Annotated in this window: 18 protein-coding genes; 11 read left to right on the forward strand and 7 right to left on the reverse strand. The window is 61.3% G+C overall.

Annotated elements, in window-relative coordinates:
• The first annotated feature begins 100 nt into the window (after positions 1 to 100).
• Both GDV60_RS17795 and GDV60_RS17800 read left to right on the forward strand, forming a co-directional pair.
• Positions 101 to 787, forward strand: a complete 687-nt coding sequence (locus tag GDV60_RS17795; protein WP_070996395.1) for a sterol desaturase family protein — start codon at positions 101 to 103, stop codon at positions 785 to 787.
• Complete coding sequence (locus tag GDV60_RS17800) at positions 784 to 1,872, forward strand: SMP-30/gluconolactonase/LRE family protein (protein WP_159908293.1); 1,089 nt, start codon at positions 784 to 786, stop codon at positions 1,870 to 1,872. The genes GDV60_RS17795 and GDV60_RS17800 overlap by 4 nt, the downstream gene beginning before the upstream one ends.
• A gap of 71 nt (positions 1,873 to 1,943) precedes the next feature.
• Here the strand turns inward: GDV60_RS17800 and GDV60_RS17805 are convergent, their stop codons facing one another.
• From GDV60_RS17805 to GDV60_RS17815, 3 genes are all read right to left on the reverse strand, one after another.
• The gene (locus GDV60_RS17805) at positions 1,944 to 3,407 is read right to left on the reverse strand and encodes a hypothetical protein (protein ID WP_159908295.1); all 1,464 of its coding nucleotides are present in this window, start codon (positions 3,405 to 3,407) and stop codon (positions 1,944 to 1,946) included.
• 188 nt (positions 3,408 to 3,595) lie between these two features.
• Positions 3,596 to 3,958, reverse strand: a complete 363-nt coding sequence (locus tag GDV60_RS17810) for a hypothetical protein (RefSeq protein ID WP_092238612.1) — start codon at positions 3,956 to 3,958, stop codon at positions 3,596 to 3,598.
• A gap of 2 nt (positions 3,959 to 3,960) precedes the next feature.
• The gene (locus tag GDV60_RS17815; protein WP_159908297.1) at positions 3,961 to 4,929 is read right to left on the reverse strand and encodes a hypothetical protein; all 969 of its coding nucleotides are present in this window, start codon (positions 4,927 to 4,929) and stop codon (positions 3,961 to 3,963) included.
• Positions 4,930 to 5,188: 259 nt separating this feature from the next.
• On the opposite strand from GDV60_RS17815, the gene GDV60_RS17820 reads away from it, so the two are divergent.
• A complete protein-coding gene (locus GDV60_RS17820) occupies positions 5,189 to 5,869 on the forward strand; it encodes a histidine phosphatase family protein (protein ID WP_256679315.1) in 681 nt (226 codons plus the stop codon).
• 12 nt (positions 5,870 to 5,881) lie between these two features.
• Here GDV60_RS17820 and GDV60_RS17825 read toward each other — a convergent pair whose 3' ends face one another.
• Positions 5,882 to 6,352: an Lrp/AsnC family transcriptional regulator gene (locus GDV60_RS17825; RefSeq protein WP_159908299.1), complete on the reverse strand. Its 471-nt coding sequence runs from the start codon at positions 6,350 to 6,352 to the stop codon at positions 5,882 to 5,884.
• Positions 6,353 to 6,475: 123 nt separating this feature from the next.
• Between GDV60_RS17825 and GDV60_RS17830 the strand changes: the two genes are divergently transcribed.
• Entirely contained in the window at positions 6,476 to 7,714 is a 1,239-nt protein-coding gene (locus GDV60_RS17830; protein WP_070995050.1) for a methionine gamma-lyase, read from the forward strand.
• Positions 7,715 to 7,721: 7 nt separating this feature from the next.
• On the opposite strand, the gene GDV60_RS17835 is transcribed toward GDV60_RS17830, so the two are convergent.
• Complete coding sequence (locus GDV60_RS17835; protein WP_032866764.1) at positions 7,722 to 8,732, reverse strand: GlxA family transcriptional regulator; 1,011 nt, start codon at positions 8,730 to 8,732, stop codon at positions 7,722 to 7,724.
• Between the two features lie 49 nt (positions 8,733 to 8,781).
• On the reverse strand, positions 8,782 to 9,204 hold the full coding sequence (gene hpaR, locus GDV60_RS17840; protein WP_029294359.1) for a homoprotocatechuate degradation operon regulator HpaR: 423 nt from the start codon (positions 9,202 to 9,204) through the stop codon (positions 8,782 to 8,784).
• Positions 9,205 to 9,417: 213 nt separating this feature from the next.
• On the opposite strand from hpaR, the gene GDV60_RS17845 reads away from it, so the two are divergent.
• Positions 9,418 to 10,674, forward strand: a complete 1,257-nt coding sequence (locus GDV60_RS17845) for an OprD family porin (RefSeq protein ID WP_070995051.1) — start codon at positions 9,418 to 9,420, stop codon at positions 10,672 to 10,674.
• Here GDV60_RS17845 and hpaA read toward each other — a convergent pair whose 3' ends face one another.
• Positions 10,675 to 11,574, reverse strand: coding sequence for a 4-hydroxyphenylacetate catabolism regulatory protein HpaA (hpaA, locus tag GDV60_RS17850; protein ID WP_029294355.1), 900 nt, complete (start codon positions 11,572 to 11,574; stop codon positions 10,675 to 10,677).
• Between the two features lie 121 nt (positions 11,575 to 11,695).
• Here hpaA and GDV60_RS17855 point away from each other — a divergent pair, with 121 nt between their 5' ends.
• The 6 genes from GDV60_RS17855 (at position 11,696) to GDV60_RS17880 (ending at position 17,531) form a co-directional block, all read left to right on the forward strand.
• Entirely contained in the window at positions 11,696 to 12,361 is a 666-nt protein-coding gene (locus GDV60_RS17855) for a fumarylacetoacetate hydrolase family protein (protein WP_029294354.1), read from the forward strand.
• Complete coding sequence (locus GDV60_RS17860) at positions 12,358 to 13,128, forward strand: fumarylacetoacetate hydrolase family protein (RefSeq protein ID WP_070995052.1); 771 nt, start codon at positions 12,358 to 12,360, stop codon at positions 13,126 to 13,128. Before GDV60_RS17855 ends, GDV60_RS17860 begins: the two co-directional genes overlap by 4 nt.
• Before the next feature lie 5 nt (positions 13,129 to 13,133).
• Positions 13,134 to 14,594 carry a 5-carboxymethyl-2-hydroxymuconate semialdehyde dehydrogenase gene (gene hpaE, locus GDV60_RS17865; RefSeq protein ID WP_159908301.1) on the forward strand — a complete coding sequence of 487 codons (1,461 nt, stop codon included), beginning with the start codon at positions 13,134 to 13,136 and terminating at the stop codon, positions 14,592 to 14,594.
• A gap of 117 nt (positions 14,595 to 14,711) precedes the next feature.
• Positions 14,712 to 15,569, forward strand: a complete 858-nt coding sequence (gene hpaD, locus GDV60_RS17870; RefSeq protein ID WP_029294348.1) for a 3,4-dihydroxyphenylacetate 2,3-dioxygenase — start codon at positions 14,712 to 14,714, stop codon at positions 15,567 to 15,569.
• 70 nt (positions 15,570 to 15,639) lie between these two features.
• A complete protein-coding gene (locus tag GDV60_RS17875; protein ID WP_070995053.1) occupies positions 15,640 to 16,032 on the forward strand; it encodes a 5-carboxymethyl-2-hydroxymuconate Delta-isomerase in 393 nt (130 codons plus the stop codon).
• A gap of 194 nt (positions 16,033 to 16,226) precedes the next feature.
• Complete coding sequence (locus tag GDV60_RS17880) at positions 16,227 to 17,531, forward strand: MFS transporter (RefSeq protein WP_159908303.1); 1,305 nt, start codon at positions 16,227 to 16,229, stop codon at positions 17,529 to 17,531.
• Positions 17,532 to 17,534: the final 3 nt, after the last annotated feature.

Raw genomic sequence — 17,534 nt, forward strand, 5'->3', positions numbered from 1 at the left:
CAGGTGCAAGCCCCTTGCGCCTGTCGGGGCGAGCTCAGTTCGCAAAATTGGCAGGCCGGACTAAGCTTGGTCCCCAACAAAAAATATAACGAGCGCCGCCATGACCCATCCCACCGAGGCTTTTCGCGAACGCTACCGCGCCGCTGTCCACCCGCGCTATAACCCGTGGCTGCATGCCGGCTTTGTGCTCAGCTACGGTTTGCTCTGCATCATGCTGGCCTGGGGCAGCACCCAACGGATTCAAGCCTGGGAATGGCTGACCGTGCCCCTGACACTGGTGTTCTTCAACCTGTGCATTTACCTCGTCCATCGCCACCTGGGCCATCACAAACATGGGTTTGCCAAGCTGTTTTATGCACGCCACACCGGTGATCACCACAGCTTCTTCACCCCCGGCCACATGACCTATGACAGCCCCAGGGACTGGCGGGTGATTCTGTTTCCGGCCTGGCTGATCGTGCTCCACAGCCTGGCCATCACCCTCCCCGCCTGGTGGCTGCTCAAGCAACTCAACCCGAACGTCGCCGGGCTGTTCGCCGGGTGCATGATCCTCGGTTACCTGCTCTACGAAACCTTCCATGCCTGCGAACACCTGCCTGCCGGGCACCCCTTGGCCCGCTTGCCATGGATCCGCCATATGCACCAACTCCATGCGTTGCACCACCGCCGCGAATTGATGCAAGGACGCAACTTCAACATCGTGCTGCCATTGATGGACTATCTGTTCGGCACGCTGCACTGGGAGCCCGTCTCAACCCCCTCCAAAGACTCTCGGGAAGCACCATGAGCCAAAAAATCCGTCATCTGCTGTTGCTGGTATTGATCGCCATCGTCGCCTTTTTGCTGCTGATGCCCACCGAGGTCCAGCCGGTCAACTGGGCCCCGCCCAAGGCTCCGTCCCTGCAAACGGGGCCCTATAGCGAGAACCAGCGCCTGAAGGATGTCCAGCGCATTGGCGCCCAGGACATCGCCGGGCCCGAGGCATTGCTAGTGGATGCTCAGGGTTTGCTGGTCACCGGCCTGCATGACGGGCGGATCATCCGCACCGCGCCAGACAGCAAGACCCTGGAAGTGCTGGCCAACACCGGTGGCCGCCCACTGGGCCTGGCACTGCACCCCGACGGGCGCCTGATCATTGCCGATGGGATCAAGGGCTTGCTGGCCTTGGACGCCCAGCGCACGTTGAGCACCCTGAGCACCAGCGCCAACGGCGTACCCTTCGGGTTTACCGATGATGTGACGGTGGACGCCGCCGGACGCTTTGGCTATTTCAGCGATGCCTCCAGCCGCTGGGGCTATGGCCAGGATGGTGAAGCGGTGATCGAGCATGGTGGCGACGGTCGGTTGTTGCGTTATGACTTCAGCAACGGCCAGACCGACGTCTTGCTCGATCATCTGCAATTCGCCAACGGCGTGGCCCTGGGGCCAGATGAAAGCTATGTGTTGGTCAATGAAACCGGGGCCTATCGCATCAGTCGCTATTGGCTCAAGGGCGACAAGGCGGGTACCCATGACCTGTTTATCGACAACCTGCCGGGGCTGCCGGACAACCTCACCTTCAATGGCCGGGATCGGTTCTGGGTGGCGCTGTATTCGCCGCGTAACCCACTGCTCGATGGCTTGGCCGGCTACCCCGCGATACGCAAGATGATGGTGCGGGCGCTGATGGTGGTGCCCAAGCCCATCGAGCGCAAAGCCTTTGTGCTGGGGCTGGATGTGAATGGTCAGGTGGTGGCCAACCTGCAGGATGGCAGCGCGGGCAACTATTCACCCATCACCAGCGCCCGCGAAGAGGGTGAGTGGCTGTACCTGGGTTCGCTGAAGAACACCAGCATGGCGCGCTTGCCGCTGAAACTGGCATTGGCTTTGTAGGAAACGACGAAGCCCTCAAGGTCAATGCAACACTTGAGGGCTTCGTCGCCGGCAAGCCGGCGTCTACAGGATCAACGTACGATGGTCTGGCTACAGATATGCCCCAGGCTGACGTACTGCGAAATATTGCCGCCTACGCCAACACCCGGGAACTCCTTGAGCTCAATGCGCCAGCCGCCCATGTTGAACCAGGTGCGCCAGTTGTAAGTCTGGCCGGACGAGCTGTCCGGGTAGACCACATTGAGATCGCCGGAGCAGGTGCCCAGGTCGACGTTGCCGGACGCCGCGCCGGTGACACCGGTCTTGGCCTCGTAGTCGACCCAGTGGTAGTTGATGGTGTTGTCGAAGCGTTTGTCGACCCGCAGCACCGGGGTCACGCCACGCAGCGGCTCACCGGTGCTGTCCGACCACTGGGTGCTCCAGCTCAGGCTGCGAGCAGCCTGGGTGGCCAGTTGCATGATCGAACTGGGGATACGCACCACGTTGTCGCCATTCACATTGCTCTGGTTCAGGCGCGGCGCCGAGCCAAAGGACAAGATGTATCGCGCCTGTGGGTTGAGCGCCACTGCCGGGTTGGCCCGCACCCGCACCTTGACGACGTAGCCCGGGGTAAGGCTTGGGTAGGTGGAGGTGTTGTTGGGCTGGATCACGACCCAGTTGTTGCCATCGAAGCGCTCGAAAATCCACTGCTCGCGTGTGCCCGCGCCGTCATCGCCGAGGAACATGCCCACGCCCTGGCCACGCAGCGAAGTGAAGTCGAAGTAATCGACATCGTTGACGCTGTCGAGGTTACCGGCCACCTGGTTCAGCGCATCCGGCAACGCAAACGCGGTTTGCGCGGTGTCATTGGGCTCGAAGGCGTCGATATTGCTGTCCACCGCCACGCCAAAACTGAACTGCGAGTTGCTCGCGGTGTTGGCCACCATGTACCAGTAATAATCGCCGGCGGGCATTACGCCGTTGAGGTATTCGTCGGCGCTGCCTGCGTTATCAGAAGTGCCCAGCAGCGTCAGGTTGCCTTGGCCGTCGTCATGGAACAGGCTCAACGACATATCGGTGCCGGCGCTCTGGTTCAGCAACTGGACCTGGATGCGCGCGTTTTGCGCTAGGTTGAAGTGATAGGCCACCTCCGCCCCGGTCTCCACGCCGGTCACGTTGTACAGGGTGTTGATATCCAGGGTCGGGAACAGGGGGGCAAAGGCTGCAATCGCTGCGCCTTGCAGTTGTTTCTCGCCAGGTTTTTGCAGCGCATCAACCACCGTATCCACCGGCGCGCTGCTGGCTGCGGCCTTGCTTGCCACCGCCTTGGCCTTGCCGGCCTTGGCCGCCTGGAGTTTTTGCTTGAGTTCGCCCGCAAGCTTGGACGACTCAACCTTGCCCCCCACTTTCAGCGCCTGGTCGACCGCATGCTTGACCGCCTGGGCGGACAGCTTGGCCGGGGCTTGGGAAGGGTACTGCTCGGCCAGGGCAAAGGCCGAAACGAAGCAGGAGGCCGCCATGGCCGCGCCCAGCATAAAGGCTTTTTTCGATTTCATTTTTTATCCATCCATAGTTAAAAAATTTGTGGCTTAGGTGCGCGGTGAAATCCGTTCACCTGGGATGGACTGTAGGATATGACTGTATGGATGTACAGTATTTTTTCAGATAAATGCGGGAAGGAGCCGATGAGCGCAGTAGGAAGAAACGACAAAGCCCAGGCGCTGCTGGGCTTTGGTTTGCTCGGCTACCACTTGCGCCAAACGACCCAGGTCGTCAACGCCATGAAATAGATGACCGAGAAGTAAAAGGGCCACGTTGCCCAGCGCTTGAGTGCCAAAGGGACTGAGTCCAGCTCTTCCCTGGTCGTCTCACCACTTTTCACAAAGTGACCGGGCCACGTGAAGAACTGCACGAACACGCCCATGCGCATGGTTCTATCAATCAGCTTGTTTCTCCCCCAAAACCGCTTGTAGTACTGGACTGTTTCGTTTTCGCTGAAATAGCTTTCCAACTCATCCAGTTTCTTGTACTGACCGTACAAAGTCAGGCCCAGGGAAACATACATTCCAAGTGCCAGCACTATCAGGATCAATGTGTATAACGACATATCTATATTCCTGCTGGCTTGTACAGAAAATCCCCCATCTCTTCTCCCACAACCCCACCCAAAGCCCCCCCGCTATTCCCACCAACAGCACCAGCAACAATCGCGCACATCAATTGCCCCTGCCCTTTCAACGCGACACCTAAAACTATCTTGCAAGCACTCCCACTGATCCGCCCCGCAATCATCCCCCCCATCACAGCCCCCGAAACCCCGCCCACCAACGTCCCCCCCTGTACATACCTCGCCCTGCTACACAACTCCCCCCGATCCTTCGTACACGCCTCCTTGATCTCCAACCCCGCCACCCCCACATCCAGCGCCAGCCCAACATACGTGCCATTGCCCAAAAACTTCGACGTCTGGGCAATGCTCTTGATGCGCTGGGTGTAACCCACAATTTCACTTTTATGCAGATAGCTCTTGGTCGAAATCCCCAGCACCTTTTTCAACGATTGATGGCTCTGCAAACTGGTACCAAACCGCGCCGCGCCTTGCAGTTGCACCTCCAGCTTGTTGAACAACACCTGGCGGTGGCGCACGAAGTTGTTACGGTCCAGCACGCCGTCCTTAAGCTGGCGATGCAACCGTTCGACCTCCTCCAGCGTGTGCCTGACCTCATCCAGGTGCCGGCCCCATGCCGAGGTGGCGCTGCCTACGCCCAGTGAGCTGTAGCCAAGCAGGCTTTGCAGCAAATCATATTGGCCGACCACTGCTGTCCCGAGCGCCGCGTCCTGTTCCAGGCCGCGGCGGATTTGCTCGGCGTGGCGCATCAACCAGGCATCGTTGGCGCTGCAGGCCACGCCGTAGTCGTCGGGAATAATCACCATCTGCCCTGGCGTGACCAGGCCATGGCGCAAGTGCAGGTTCAACGCATCGAACTGCGCCGACAACGGGTGGTGGGAGCCCTTGAGCAAACTGGATTTCAAGCTGTGAAAATCTATGGTCCGGTCATTGATATACGCCTGCGCCATCGCCCGCATCCCTGATGCAATGAATAGGGCGTAGGAATATATGTAAGCAGAACGGGCCTGGCACAAGCCCGGGGATGAAAAACGGCTAGGCGATGAAGTTTGGGAAGTTGCCTACTTTTCAAGCACCGCAGACCTACAGAAACGACCGCGAACATCGCCTTGCGACAACCGCGTTTTTTTCACATTGATTTCACTGCCCGGCCACGCGCCGAACGCTAGATTGCCTGCCGACGTAATCAGCAATGTAGAACTCCCCAGGGTGAACAGTGTGGTTGACATGATCCAGGCCAAACTCCTCGCCGATCGGCGCCTGGCAAAACCCCTCAAACAACTGTGGCTGCGTTTTATCGCACTCATCGCCCTGTGCCTGGCGGTGATGGGCGCGATGCTCTGGCCTGCGTCACCGCAGAACCTTGGCATCGACAATCGCCTGGTCACTTCGGGGGCCCTGGAAGCTTGGCGCAATGGCAACCTGATCGTGCTGGTGCGTCATGCAGAACGCTGCGATCGTTCCAGCAATCCCTGCCTGGGCCCTCCAGATGGCTTGACCCGATCCGGTGGTATGGCGGCGACCGCAGTGGGTGCCGCATTCCAGACCCTGGGCATGTCCCACAGTGATGTGTTGAGCAGCCCTGCCACGCGCACCCTGCAAACGTCGCAGTTCATGTTTGACCACGCCCGCGTGTTACCTGACCGCTTGACCTTGTGTGGCCCCGCCCTCGCCCACGATCTGCCGGCGCGCAAGGCCGCTGGGCGTAACCTGCTGCTGGTCACCCACAGCGAATGCATCGCCGACCTGGAGCGGGTGTTGGGTTATCCCCACGCCGATGGCGCCGAATACAGCAGTTCGCTGTTTGTCCAAGTCGGCAACCACGGCAAGCTCAAGGTGCTCGGGGTACTCAACAGCCAGGACTGGGCATCAGCCTTTGGGCATCTTTAGGAGGTAGCGCGCTCACCCCGGCAGTGGGATCACCCGCAACGGCCTGACGGACTTGTAGGAAAAACTCGAGTAGATTTCCTTCACGCATGGCAACGTCTGCAACACCTCGCGGGCAAATTCGCCAAACGACTCCAGGTCCTTGGCCACCACTTCCAGCAAAAAGTCATAGCGCCCCGACACGTTATGGCAGGCGACGATTTCCGGGATGTCCAGCAGCCGCTGCTCAAACGCCCGGGCGATTTCCTTGGAGTGGGTGTCCATCATGATGCTGACAAACGCCGTGACCCCGTAGCCCAGGGCCTTGGGCGAGAGGATCGCCTGGTAGCCGCTGATCACGCCGCTGTCTTCCAGGTTCTTGACCCGACGCCAGCACGGCGAGGTGGTCAGGGAGACACGTTCGGCCAGTTCGGCAACGGTCAGGCGGGCGTTGCCTTGCAGGGCGTTGAGCAGGGCTTTGTCGGTACGGTCGAGTCCTACAGGCATGTCTTGCCTCGAATAGTTATTTTTATGGGTTTTCATCCTTTGCCGCCGGTTTTTCCCAGCAAAGTAGGCAACGTTCAGCCTCGGTTATGAGCATAGCATTGTAGGAAATAAGGAGAGTCCTACATGAACAACAAACACAGCGGATTCGGCTTTTCTACCCGTGCGATCCACTACGGCTACGATGCGCAAGACCATCATGGTGCCCTGGTGCCGCCGATTTATCTGTCGGCAACGTTTGCCTTTCCTACGGCCGAATACGGCGCGGGCTGTTTTGCCGGCGAAGAAAGCGGGCACTTTTACACGCGTATCTCCAACCCGACCCTGGCCTTGCTCGAATCACGCATGGCCACCCTGGAAGGCGGCGAAGCGGCGGTGGCGTTCAGCTCCGGGATGGGCGCAATTGCAGCAACGTTCTGGACCCTGTTGCGGCCCGGCGATGAGGTGATCGTCAGCCAGACGTTATACGGCTGCACCTTCGCCCTGCTGCACCACGGTATCGGCGAGTTCGGCATCAAGGTGCGTCATGTCGACCTGTCGGACCTCGACGCCCTGCGCGCCGCCCTCTCCCCCGCGACCCGCATGATCTACTGCGAAACCCCGGCCAACCCCAACCTGCAATTGATCGACATTGGCGCGGTGGCCAAGATCGCCCATCAGCAGCCCAACATTACCGTGGTCATTGATAACACCTACTGCACCCCCTACCTGCAACGCCCGCTGGAACTGGGCGCCGATGTGGTGGTGCACTCGGCCACCAAATACCTCAGCGGCCACGGCGATATCACCGCCGGCATCGCCGTCAGTCGCCAGGACCTGGCGCAGCGCATTCGCCTGCAAGGCTTGAAGGATCTGACCGGGGCCGTGCTGTCGCCCCAGGACGCCTTTTTATTGATGCGTGGCCTCAAGACCCTGGCCCTGCGCATGGATCGCCATTGCAGCAATGCCCAGGCCGTGGCCGAGGCGTTGCAGGCCCATCCGGCGGTAGAGTCGGTGACCTACCCCGGCCTGCGCTCCTTCCCACAATACGAGTTGGCGGCACGTCAGATGAAGCTGTCAGGGGGCATGATTGCCTTTGAACTCAAGGGCGGCATCGCCACGGGCAGGCGCTTCATGAACGCGCTCAAACTGTTCAGCCGCGCGGTCAGCCTGGGCGACGCGGAGTCCCTGGCCCAGCACCCGGCGAGCATGACCCACTCCACCTACACCCCAGAGGAGCGGGCCCAGCACGGGATTGCCGAAGGGCTGGTGCGCTTGTCGGTGGGGCTGGAGGACATCGCGGACCTGCTGGCCGATATCGAGCAGGCACTGGCGCATTGCGTCAAGCGCGCGCCGGCAAGCAAACCGGCGACGCACGCTGTGTAGCGGCCCGCTATTTGACCAGCCGGGTTTCCTTCGACGGGCGGTAGCCGAAATAGGCGCTGTAGCATTTGCTGAAGTGGCTGGGGGACACAAACCCGCAGGCCACCAGCACATCGACCTGGGACAGCTCGGTGTGCTGCAGCAGGCGCCGGGCCTCGGTGATCCGCAGCTCCATGTAATAACGCTGCGGCGTGGTCCCCAATTGCTCGCGGAACAGGCGCTCCAACTGGCGCCGCGAGCGCCCGGCATACACCGCCAGTTGTTCCAGGGCCAGGGGCTCTTCGAGGTTGGCATCCATCAGGCGCACCACTTCGCGTAGCGGCGCACTCACGCAGATGTTTTCTGCGGGCTTGATCCGCCGGTAGCGCGACTCCTCAAAGGCCAGGATATCTTCGATCCCTTCCACCAACGCCTTGTCGTGCAGGCTCTTGATCCAGTCCAGGGCCATATGGAACGCACCTGATGGGCTCGATGCACTGAGGCGGTCACGATCGATCACGTACGGCTCGCTACTGACTTGGGTGGCCTTGGCGATTTCCGTCAGGGCCGGGCGGTGTTCCGGGTGGATGGCACAGCGATAGCCATCGAGCACCCCGGCCTTGCCCAGGAACCACGCCCCGTTCCATAAGCCGGCAAGGATCACGCCCTGTTGCGCCGCGGCCTTGAGCAGTTCGATAAAGCTTTCGCTGGCTTTGAGCTGGGTGCGGTAGCCGCCGCAAATCACCAGCAGGTCGAGGTCGGCCAGCGCGCTGTGGTCCAGGCGTGCGTCCGGGCGAATCACCAAGCCCAGGTCGCTGATCACCTCCTGCTCGTCCAGGCCGAAGGTGCGCGAGGTGAACAACCCCGGGCGCAGCAGGTTGGCGGTGATGAGGGTGTCCAGCGCCTGAGTGAATGCGGGCAGGGAAAAATGCTCCAACAACACAAACCCTGCGAGGACCAGGCGCGGTGCCTGGCCCGGGGTTTCATTCAGGTAGCGCAGGTTCTTGCCTTTCATGCCGCCACTGAATTGCCGTCTTTCCATTATTGTTCGACCTGTCTGCGGGCGCCGGCAAGCCGGCTGCTACAAGGGCTTAGGGCTTGATGTTTTTCAGCTGGTTGAGCAGCTCGAGCAGTTGCTGCAACTGCTCTTCGCCGAACTGCTCCTGGATCTTCTGGTAGTTGCTTTCCATCCCCGCGCTCATCTCGACGAAGCACTGTTGCCCCTGCTCGGTGAGGTTCACGAACACGCGGCGCTGGTCTTCGCTGGACTTGCGCCGGCGCACGATGCCATCGCGCTCCAGGCGCGCCAACACCCCGGTCATGCTCGGCTTGAGGATGCAGGCCAGGTGCGCCAGTTGATGGCTTTCCAGTTCACCTTGCTGGCGCAGGATACGAATCACCCGCCACTGCTGTTCGGTCAGTTGGTGTTCGTTGAGCAACGGGCGGAAAAACGCCATGGCGGCTTCGCGGGCCTGCAGCAGCGTCAGCGTCAGGGAAGGTCTGGGAGTGGACATGGTTCACGCGCAAAAGAGATCGAAGCGTCGAAGCTTAGGGTCGCCTCCCCGGGCATGCAAGCCGGCCGCCGCACAAACTCGTTAACCTCGACACGAATTATTTTTCAGGCGCATAAATTACCTACCCATAATAAATATAACATGTTAACAATATGCCACTCCCTTGAGTGATCCGAAGGGCGATACCTACAAAAACAACAAAAGGAATCTGTCATGCATTTGCGCCTCCTTCCCCTGGCGGCCAGCGCCGGCCTGTGCGCTACGTTCAGCCCCTTGAGCGCCTACGCCGAGTTTATCCAGGACAGCAAGGCCAGCCTCGACCTGCGCAACTTCTATATGAACCGCGACTTTCGCCAGACCAACGCCCCACAGAACAAGGCCGATGAATGGGCCCAGGGCTTTGTGCTGCGCCTGGAGTCGGGCTACACCGAAGGTTTGGTGGGCTTTGGCGTGGATGCCTTGGGCGAATTGGGCGTCAAGCTCGACTCCAGCCGCGACCGGCGTGGCACCGGCCTGCTGGCGTATGGCGCCAGCCAGCAGCCTGTCGACAACTACAGCGAACTGGGCTTGACGGCCAAGGTGCGGGTAGCGAAAACCGTGCTCAAGGCCGGCACTCTGCAGCCGCAGTTGCCCGTGGCCGCCTACAACGACACTCGGCTCCTGCCCTCGACCTACACCGGTGAACTGGTCACGTCCCAGGACATTGCCGGCCTGACCCTGAACCTCGGCCGCCTGGAAAAACAGAACCTGCGCGACTCCTCCAGCAACGACCAAATGAGCTACGCCGGCGTCGACAGCAGCCACCTGGACCTGGCCGGTGGCACCTACGCCATCACCCCACAGTTGGCGACCACCTACTACTACGCGCAGATGCAGGATATCTACCGCCAGCACTTTATCGGCCTGGTGCACGACCTGCCGCTGGCCAACGGCATGAGCCTGCGCAGCGACCTGCGTTACTTCGACACCCGCGAGCAAGGCAGCCAAGCACTGCGTAGCGCCTCACGGGTGGACGGTGGGCGGATCGACAACCGTTTCTTCAACGGCATGCTGAGCCTGTCGACGGGGGCCCATAAATTCGGCCTGGGCTACCAGAACCTCTCAGGCGACGGCGATTTCGCCTACCCGGGCCTGGACCCCTACTCCGTCAACCTGGTGACCATCAACGTGTTCACCAAGGCCCAGACCGATGCCTGGCAGGCACGCTACGACTACAACTTCGCGGCCCTCGGCCTGCCGGGCCTGACCTTCATGACCCGCTATGTGGATGGCAGCCATGTGCGGACCGCCAGCGTGCGCAATGGCCGCGAATGGGAGCGCGATACCGACCTGACCTACACCGTGCAGAGCGGGCCGTTGAAAAACGTCAATGTCAGGCTGCGTAACGCGACCCTGCGTTCGAGCAACGGCCTGACCAGCGATATCGACGAAAGCCGCATCATCATCGGCTACAGCCTGGCGTTGTGGTGATCAGCGCAGGCCCGCTTGGCGCAGGCGGTACTCCCCCGGCGTCATCTGTGCATAGCGCTGGAAAAACCGGCTGAAATAGGCCGGGTCCTTGAAGCCCAGTTGATAGCAGATTTCATTCGCGGAACTGCCGGTAAACAGCAGCAGGCGCTTGGCTTCCTGCATCAGCCGTTCAAGCACCAGGCGCTTGGACGGCAGGTCGGCTATGCGCCGGCACACGTCGTTGAGCCGCGCTTCGGTGACGCCGATGGCTTCGGCATAGGCCGACAGCGGCCAGTGCAGCAGATAGTGGTCTTCGATCAGCTCATTGAAGCGATGGAAGATGCGCAGGTCTTCATGGCGCGCCGGGCGTGCTTCCAGGGAATTGGCGCTGAGCCTGAGCAAGCTGATCATGATCAACCGGGTCAGGCTTTCCAGGGCCACTGCGCGACCGGCGCCGGCGCTGTTGATTTCGTTGCACAGCTCGTCAAACAGCCACTCCAGCCGCTTGATTTCGGGCTGGAACTGCGGCGCCAGGCGGGCCAGCGCGACGCAGGCCGGTGGCACGTGCGGGCCGGGGGCAAGGCTTGGGTCGGCATCGATCAGCGCCCGCACCAGTTGCTGGCGTACGGTCAATACGTGGCCGTCGGCATCGGCTTCGGTGACAAACGCATGGGCCACCGTCGGTGGCGTAAGGAAGAACATCGGCCCGGATTCCAGGTACTGCTGGTCGTCGAGGTAGACCCGCACCGCGCCGCTCTTGACGTAATGCACCTGGAAAAACCGGTCATGGCGATGCACGGGCATATTGCGCCCGAAAAAACCCGCCAGGTTGCCGAGCCGGTCGTAATGCACGTCGGCATCGCTGTAGCGCTGGTCGTAGACCTGGCCGATGTTGATGTTGGGGATCGGTTTCACGGGCATCTCTTTATTGTTTTTTGCACCCGATGATTTTGCCATGCTTGACGGTAGTTAACATATTAATTATAACGTTAACACATTAACGAACTGCCTCCAGAGCAGTCGCCATCGCCAGGAGAAATCCATGAGCCGTACCCTGCATGATGTTGCCAGCGGCACCCTGTTCGGCGTCGCGCTGAACTACCAGGGCTTGCTGAACCAGCGTCTCGCTGAATTCGAACAGCCGCCGTACCAGAAGCCGCCGGTCAAGCCGGTGCTGTTTATCAAGACGCCCAATACGCGCAACGGTCATGACGGCGTAGTGCTTCATCCGGCTGGCCAGCGCCTGCAACCTGGCCCGGCGCTGGGCGTGGTGATCGGCAAAAATGCCAGCCGCGTCAGCGTGGAAAACGCTCTGGATTATGTGGCGGGCTACACCATCGTCAATGAATTCAGCCTGCCGGAAGACAGCTACTACCGCCCCGCCGTCAAAGCCAAGTGCCGCGACGGGTTCTGCGCCCTTGGCCCGGAACTGGTGGCCCGCGAGCAGATCGCCAACCCTCATCAGTTGAGCCTCAAGCTGTTCGTCAACGGCGAGCTGCGCCAGCAGAACACCACCGCCAACTTTGTGCGTGATATTCCCCGGTTGATCGCCGAGATCAGCGAATTCATGACCCTGCATGCAGGCGATGTGCTGATCACCGGTACGCCTGAAGGCCGGGTGGATGTGCAACCCGGCGACACCGTCGAAGTCGAGATCAGTGGCCTGGGCCGCCTGGTCAACCACATCCAGGCCGAGGAACAGCCATGAAACACGCGCGCATCCGTTTTGAAGGCCAGGTCCATCAGGCCCACGTCGAAGATTTCAATGCTGTGCGCCTGGCTGACGGCCGGTTGCTGGCCGAAGACCAGGTCGAGTGGCTGCCACCGGCCACCGGTAATATGTTCGCCCTGGGCCTGAACTACGCCGACCATGCCGCCGAACTGGCCTTCGCCCCACCGACCGAGCCGCTGGCGTTCGTCAAGTCGCCGGGCACCTACACCGGGCATAACCAGGTCACCTGGCGCCCCGACAACATCGTCTACATGCACTACGAGTGCGAGTTGGTGGCGGTGATCGGCAAGCCGGCGCGCAACGTCAAGCGCGAAGACGCCCTGGAGTACCTGGCCGGCTACACCGTGTGCAACGACTACGCGATCCGCGACTACCTGGAAAACTACTACCGCCCCAACCTGCGGGTGAAAAACCGCGACGCCACCACCCCGGTCGGCCCGTGGATCGTCGATGTGGCCGATGTGCCAGATCCGAGCAACCTGACCCTGCGCACCTGGATCAACGGTGAACTGCGCCAGGAAGGCAGCACCCGCGACATGATTTTCGATATCCCCTACCTGATCGAATACCTGTCCAGCTTCATGACCCTGCAACCCGGCGACATGATCGCCACCGGCACCCCAGAAGGCCTGGCCGATGTGGTGCCCGGCGATGAAGTGGTGGTGGAAGTCGAAGGCGTCGGCCGCCTGGTCAACCGAATTGTCAGCGAGGCGGACTTTTTTGCCGCCGCCAAAGAGGCTTGAGCACCATGATCAAACATTGGATCAACGGCCGTGAGGTCGAAAGCAAAGACACCTTCATCAACTACAACCCGGCCACCGGCGAGGCGATTGGTGAAGTGGCCAGCGGCGGCGCCGAAGAAGTCGCCCAGGCCGTGGCCGCCGCCAAGGAAGCCTTCCCCAAGTGGGCCAATACCCCCGCCAAGGAGCGTGCGCGCCTGATGCGCAAGCTTGGTGAATTGATCGAACAGAACGTGCCCCACCTGGCCGAACTGGAAACCCTGGACACCGGCCTGCCGATCCACCAGACCAAGAACGTGCTGATCCCACGGGCTTCGCACAACTTTGATTTCTTCGCCGAGGTCTGCACGCGCATGGACGGCCACAGCTACCCGGTGGACGACCAGATGCTCAACTACACCCTGTACCAACCGGTGGGTGTGTGCGCGCTGGTGTCGCCGTGGAACGTGCCGTTCATGACCGCCACCTGGAAGACCGCACCGTGCCTGGCCCTGGGCAACACAGCGGTCCTGAAGATGTCCGAACTGTCGCCGCTGACGGCCAACGAACTGGGACGCCTGGCCCTCGAAGCGGGAATCCCCAAGGGCGTGCTCAACGTGATCCAGGGCTACGGCGCCACCGCCGGCGATGCCCTGGTGCGCCACCCGGATGTGCGGGCGATTTCCTTTACCGGCGGCACCGCCACCGGCAAGAAAATCATGCAGACCGCCGGCCTGAAAAAATACTCCATGGAGTTGGGCGGTAAATCGCCGGTGCTGATTTTTGAAGACGCCGACCTCGAACGCGCCCTGGATGCGGCGCTGTTCACCATCTTCTCGCTCAATGGCGAGCGCTGCACCGCCGGCAGCCGGGTGTTTATCCAGGAAAGCGTGTACCCGCAGTTCGTCGCCGAGTTCGCCGCCCGCGCCAAGCGCCTGATTGTCGGTGACCCGCAAGACCCGAACACCCAGGTGGGCTCGATGATCACGCAAGCCCACTATGACAAAGTCGCCGGCTACATCAAGATTGGCATCGAAGAAGGCGCAAACCTGGTGGCAGGCGGCCTGGAACGGCCGGCCAACCTGCCGGCACACCTGGCACGCGGGCAGTTTATCCAGCCCACCGTATTCGCCGATGTAAGCAACAACATGCGCATCGCCCAGGAAGAAATCTTCGGCCCGGTGGTGTGCCTGATTCCCTTCAAGGACGAAGCCCAGGCCCTGCAACTGGCCAACGACACCGAATATGGCCTGGCGTCGTATATCTGGACCCAGGACATCGGCAAGGCCCATCGCCTGGCCCGTGGCATCGAGGCCGGCATGGTGTTTATCAACAGCCAGAACGTGCGCGACCTGCGTCAGCCGTTCGGCGGGGTCAAGGGTTCGGGTACCGGCCGTGAAGGCGGCCAGTACAGCTTCGAAGTTTTCGCAGAGATCAAGAACGTGTGCATCTCCATGGGCAGCCATCACATCCCGCGCTGGGGCGTGTAACTGCATGAACGCTGTCTGTAGGAGCCAGCTTGCTGGCGATGCAAGCGACGTGTGCATTCGTCGCCGGCAAGCCGGCTCCTACAACCCAACAAGAATAATGAAATCAGGAGAACGATCATGGGTGAAGTAGTCCTGGCGGCGAAAATCTGCCACGTGCCTTCCATGTACCTGTCGGAACTGCCGGGCAAGCATCACGGCTGCCGCGCCGCGGCGATTGCCGGGCACAAGGAAATCGGGCGCCGCGCCCGTGAACTGGGGGCTGACACCGCCGTGGTTTTCGATGTGCACTGGCTGGTCAACAGCGGCTATCACATCAACGGTGGCGAGCGTTTCCAGGGCACTTACACCAGCAATGAGCTGCCGCACTTCATCAAGAACATGGAGTACGCCTACCCCGGCTGCCCGGAGTTGGGCGAGCTGATCGCCGCCGAGGCCAACCTGGCCGGGGTGCGCAGCATGAACCACAACATCCCGAGCCTGGAGCTGGAATACGGCACCCTGGTGCCCATGCGCTACATGCACATGGATGTGCCCGAAGAACAGAAATTCAACGTGGTCTCCATCGCCGCCTGGTGCGCCTGGCATCGCCTGGAAGACAGCTTTGCCTTTGGTGCCGCCGTGCGCCGGGCCATCGAGAAGAGTGATCGCAAGGTACTGGTGCTGGCGTCCGGCTCTCTGTCGCACCGTTTCTCCGACGACCGCGAGGCCGAAGCCAACATCCACAACTGGACTCGCGAGTTCGACAAGCAAGTGGACATGCACGTGGTGCAGATGTGGCGCGAAGGCCGCTTCAAGGAGTTCTGCGCGATGCTCCCGGACTACGCCGAACACTGCTTTGGCGAAGGCAAGATGCACGACACCGCGATGCTCCTGGGTTTGCTCGGCGGGCCTGAGTACAACCGCCCTGCAGAGATTATCACCGAGCCGTTCGGCAGCTCCGGCACCGGCCAGATCAACGCCATTTTCCCGCTCTGAATACATGTGGGAGCGGTCTCGCCCGGCGAGACAGCTCCCACATTGAATCGCGCACAGAAGGAGGCTTTGCATGCCGCATTTCATCGCCGAATACACCGACAACCTCGAATCCCAGGCCGACCTGCCGGGGCTGTTTGCAAAGGTCCACCAGGTGCTGGGAGACAGTGGCGTGTTCCCCCTGGGCGGCATCCGTAGCCGCGCCGTACGCCTGGACACCTGGCGCATGGCCGACGGCAAGCACGACTACGCCTTCGTCCACATGACCCTCAAGGTCGGCCACGGACGTGACCTGGCCACCCGCCAGACCGTGGCCGAGGCGCTGTTCGCGGTGATCACCGAACACTTCGCCGCCCTGCAGGCTCAGCGGCTGCTGGCCCTGTCGTTCGAGATGATCGAGCTGCACCCGCAATTGAACTTCAAACAAAACAACATCCACGCGTTTTTAAGCAACCAGGCGGGCTGACATCCATCGACTGAACGAGATCACCTGTAGGAGCGAGCTTGCTCGCGAAGATCGTCAACGATAACGCGTGCCTGCTGGATAACCGCAATGGCCTCGAGGCCTTGGCAAGCAAGCTCGCGCCTACAGTGGGTTCCATTCGCTTGACGGGGCAGTCTCGCCTCCACAACGGCCTCTCAGACAAAAAGTACAACATCATGAGCACAGCCAATACCACCCACAGCGTCACCCTTGCCGAGCATGATCGCACCCACAGCACCGTCACCTGGCGACTGATGCCGTTGTTGCTGATCTGTTACCTGTTTGCCCACCTGGACCGGATCAACATCGGGTTCGCCAAGATGCAGATGAGCAGCGACCTGCACTTCAGCGACACGGTGTATGGCTTCGGTGCCGGCTTGTTCTTTATCGCCTACGCCCTGTTCGGCGTGCCCAGCAACATCGCCCTGGACCGCGTCGGGCCACGGCGCTGGATCGCCTGCCTGATGGTGGTGTGGGGCATCCTGTCCACCAGCATGCTGTGGATCGAAAGCTCCACCGGCTTCTACGTCCTGCGTTTTTTGCTGGGGGTGGCCGAAGCGGGTTTCTTCCCGGGGATCCTGGTGTTTCTCAACCGCTGGTACCCGGCGCGCCGCCGGGCGCAGATCACCGCCCTGTTCGCCATCGCCGTGCCCATGGCCGGGGTGATTGGCGGGCCGCTCTCGGGGGCGATCCTGGAAAACTTCCACGACTTTGGCGGGATGCGCGGCTGGCAGTGGATGTTCCTGATCGAAGGCGCGCCCGTGGTGCTGCTGGGCCTGGTGGTGCTCAAGTACCTGCCGGACAGCTTTGAAACGGTGAAATGGCTGGAGCCCGCGCAAAAGCAACAATTGCGCGAACAGCTGAGCACCGAAGAAAAGCGCAAGTCCATCACCTCCTTCGGCGGCATCCTTCGCGACCCGCAAGTGTGGTTGCTGGTGGCGATCTATTTTGCCGTGATGCTGGCGGTCAACACCCTGGCGTTCTGGATGCCCACCCTGATCCACGGCGCCGGCATCGGCCGCGACAGCCAGGTCGGCCTGCTGAGCGCCGTGCCGTACCTGGCCGGCTGCTTTTTCATGATCGGCTGCGGACGCTCCTCGGACCGCAACCGCGAACGCCGCTGGCACTTGTGTGTGCCGCTGCTGATGGCCGCCGTCGGGATTGCCGTGGCCGGCCTGGCACCGGGCAATTCGCTGGTGGTGATGGGTGGCCTGATCGTCGCCGGTATGGGCGCCAGCGCCGCGCTGCCGATGTTCTGGCAACTGCCACCGGCCTTCCTGTCCAACTGCACCCAGGCCGCCGGCATCGCCATGATCAGCTCGTTTGGCAGCATCGCCTCGTTCCTCGCGCCGTACCTGATCGGCTGGATGCGCGACACCACCCAAAGCGCCAGCCTCGCCCTGTACGTGCTGGCACTGTTTATCGCCCTTGGCGGCCTGCTGGTGTTGCGCACCAACGCTGCCATCGTCAACCCTCAGTAAGAG

Source organism: Pseudomonas sp. DTU12.1 (genome assembly GCF_009873475.1).
Taxonomy (GTDB): Bacteria; Pseudomonadota; Gammaproteobacteria; order Pseudomonadales; family Pseudomonadaceae; genus Aquipseudomonas; species Aquipseudomonas proteolytica.

What these genes read in the sequence shown, in the direction of transcription:
- GDV60_RS17875 (WP_070995053.1), top strand. Translation starts at nt 15,640, where the DNA reads ATGCCGCATTTCATCGCCGAATACACCGACAACCTCGAATCCCAGGCC.
- GDV60_RS17815 (WP_159908297.1), bottom strand. Translation starts at nt 4,929, where the DNA reads ATGGCGCAGGCGTATATCAATGACCGGACCATAGATTTTCACAGCTTG.
- hpaR (WP_029294359.1), bottom strand. Translation starts at nt 9,204, where the DNA reads ATGTCCACTCCCAGACCTTCCCTGACGCTGACGCTGCTGCAGGCCCGC.
- GDV60_RS17825 (WP_159908299.1), bottom strand. Translation starts at nt 6,352, where the DNA reads ATGCCTGTAGGACTCGACCGTACCGACAAAGCCCTGCTCAACGCCCTG.
- GDV60_RS17855 (WP_029294354.1), top strand. Translation starts at nt 11,696, where the DNA reads ATGAGCCGTACCCTGCATGATGTTGCCAGCGGCACCCTGTTCGGCGTC.
- GDV60_RS17800 (WP_159908293.1), top strand. Translation starts at nt 784, where the DNA reads ATGAGCCAAAAAATCCGTCATCTGCTGTTGCTGGTATTGATCGCCATC.
- GDV60_RS17795 (WP_070996395.1), top strand. Translation starts at nt 101, where the DNA reads ATGACCCATCCCACCGAGGCTTTTCGCGAACGCTACCGCGCCGCTGTC.
- hpaD (WP_029294348.1), top strand. Translation starts at nt 14,712, where the DNA reads ATGGGTGAAGTAGTCCTGGCGGCGAAAATCTGCCACGTGCCTTCCATG.
- GDV60_RS17880 (WP_159908303.1), top strand. Translation starts at nt 16,227, where the DNA reads ATGAGCACAGCCAATACCACCCACAGCGTCACCCTTGCCGAGCATGAT.
- GDV60_RS17810 (WP_092238612.1), bottom strand. Translation starts at nt 3,958, where the DNA reads ATGTCGTTATACACATTGATCCTGATAGTGCTGGCACTTGGAATGTAT.
- GDV60_RS17805 (WP_159908295.1), bottom strand. Translation starts at nt 3,407, where the DNA reads ATGAAATCGAAAAAAGCCTTTATGCTGGGCGCGGCCATGGCGGCCTCC.
- hpaA (WP_029294355.1), bottom strand. Translation starts at nt 11,574, where the DNA reads ATGCCCGTGAAACCGATCCCCAACATCAACATCGGCCAGGTCTACGAC.
- GDV60_RS17830 (WP_070995050.1), top strand. Translation starts at nt 6,476, where the DNA reads ATGAACAACAAACACAGCGGATTCGGCTTTTCTACCCGTGCGATCCAC.
- hpaE (WP_159908301.1), top strand. Translation starts at nt 13,134, where the DNA reads ATGATCAAACATTGGATCAACGGCCGTGAGGTCGAAAGCAAAGACACC.
- GDV60_RS17845 (WP_070995051.1), top strand. Translation starts at nt 9,418, where the DNA reads ATGCATTTGCGCCTCCTTCCCCTGGCGGCCAGCGCCGGCCTGTGCGCT.
- GDV60_RS17835 (WP_032866764.1), bottom strand. Translation starts at nt 8,732, where the DNA reads ATGGAAAGACGGCAATTCAGTGGCGGCATGAAAGGCAAGAACCTGCGC.
- GDV60_RS17860 (WP_070995052.1), top strand. Translation starts at nt 12,358, where the DNA reads ATGAAACACGCGCGCATCCGTTTTGAAGGCCAGGTCCATCAGGCCCAC.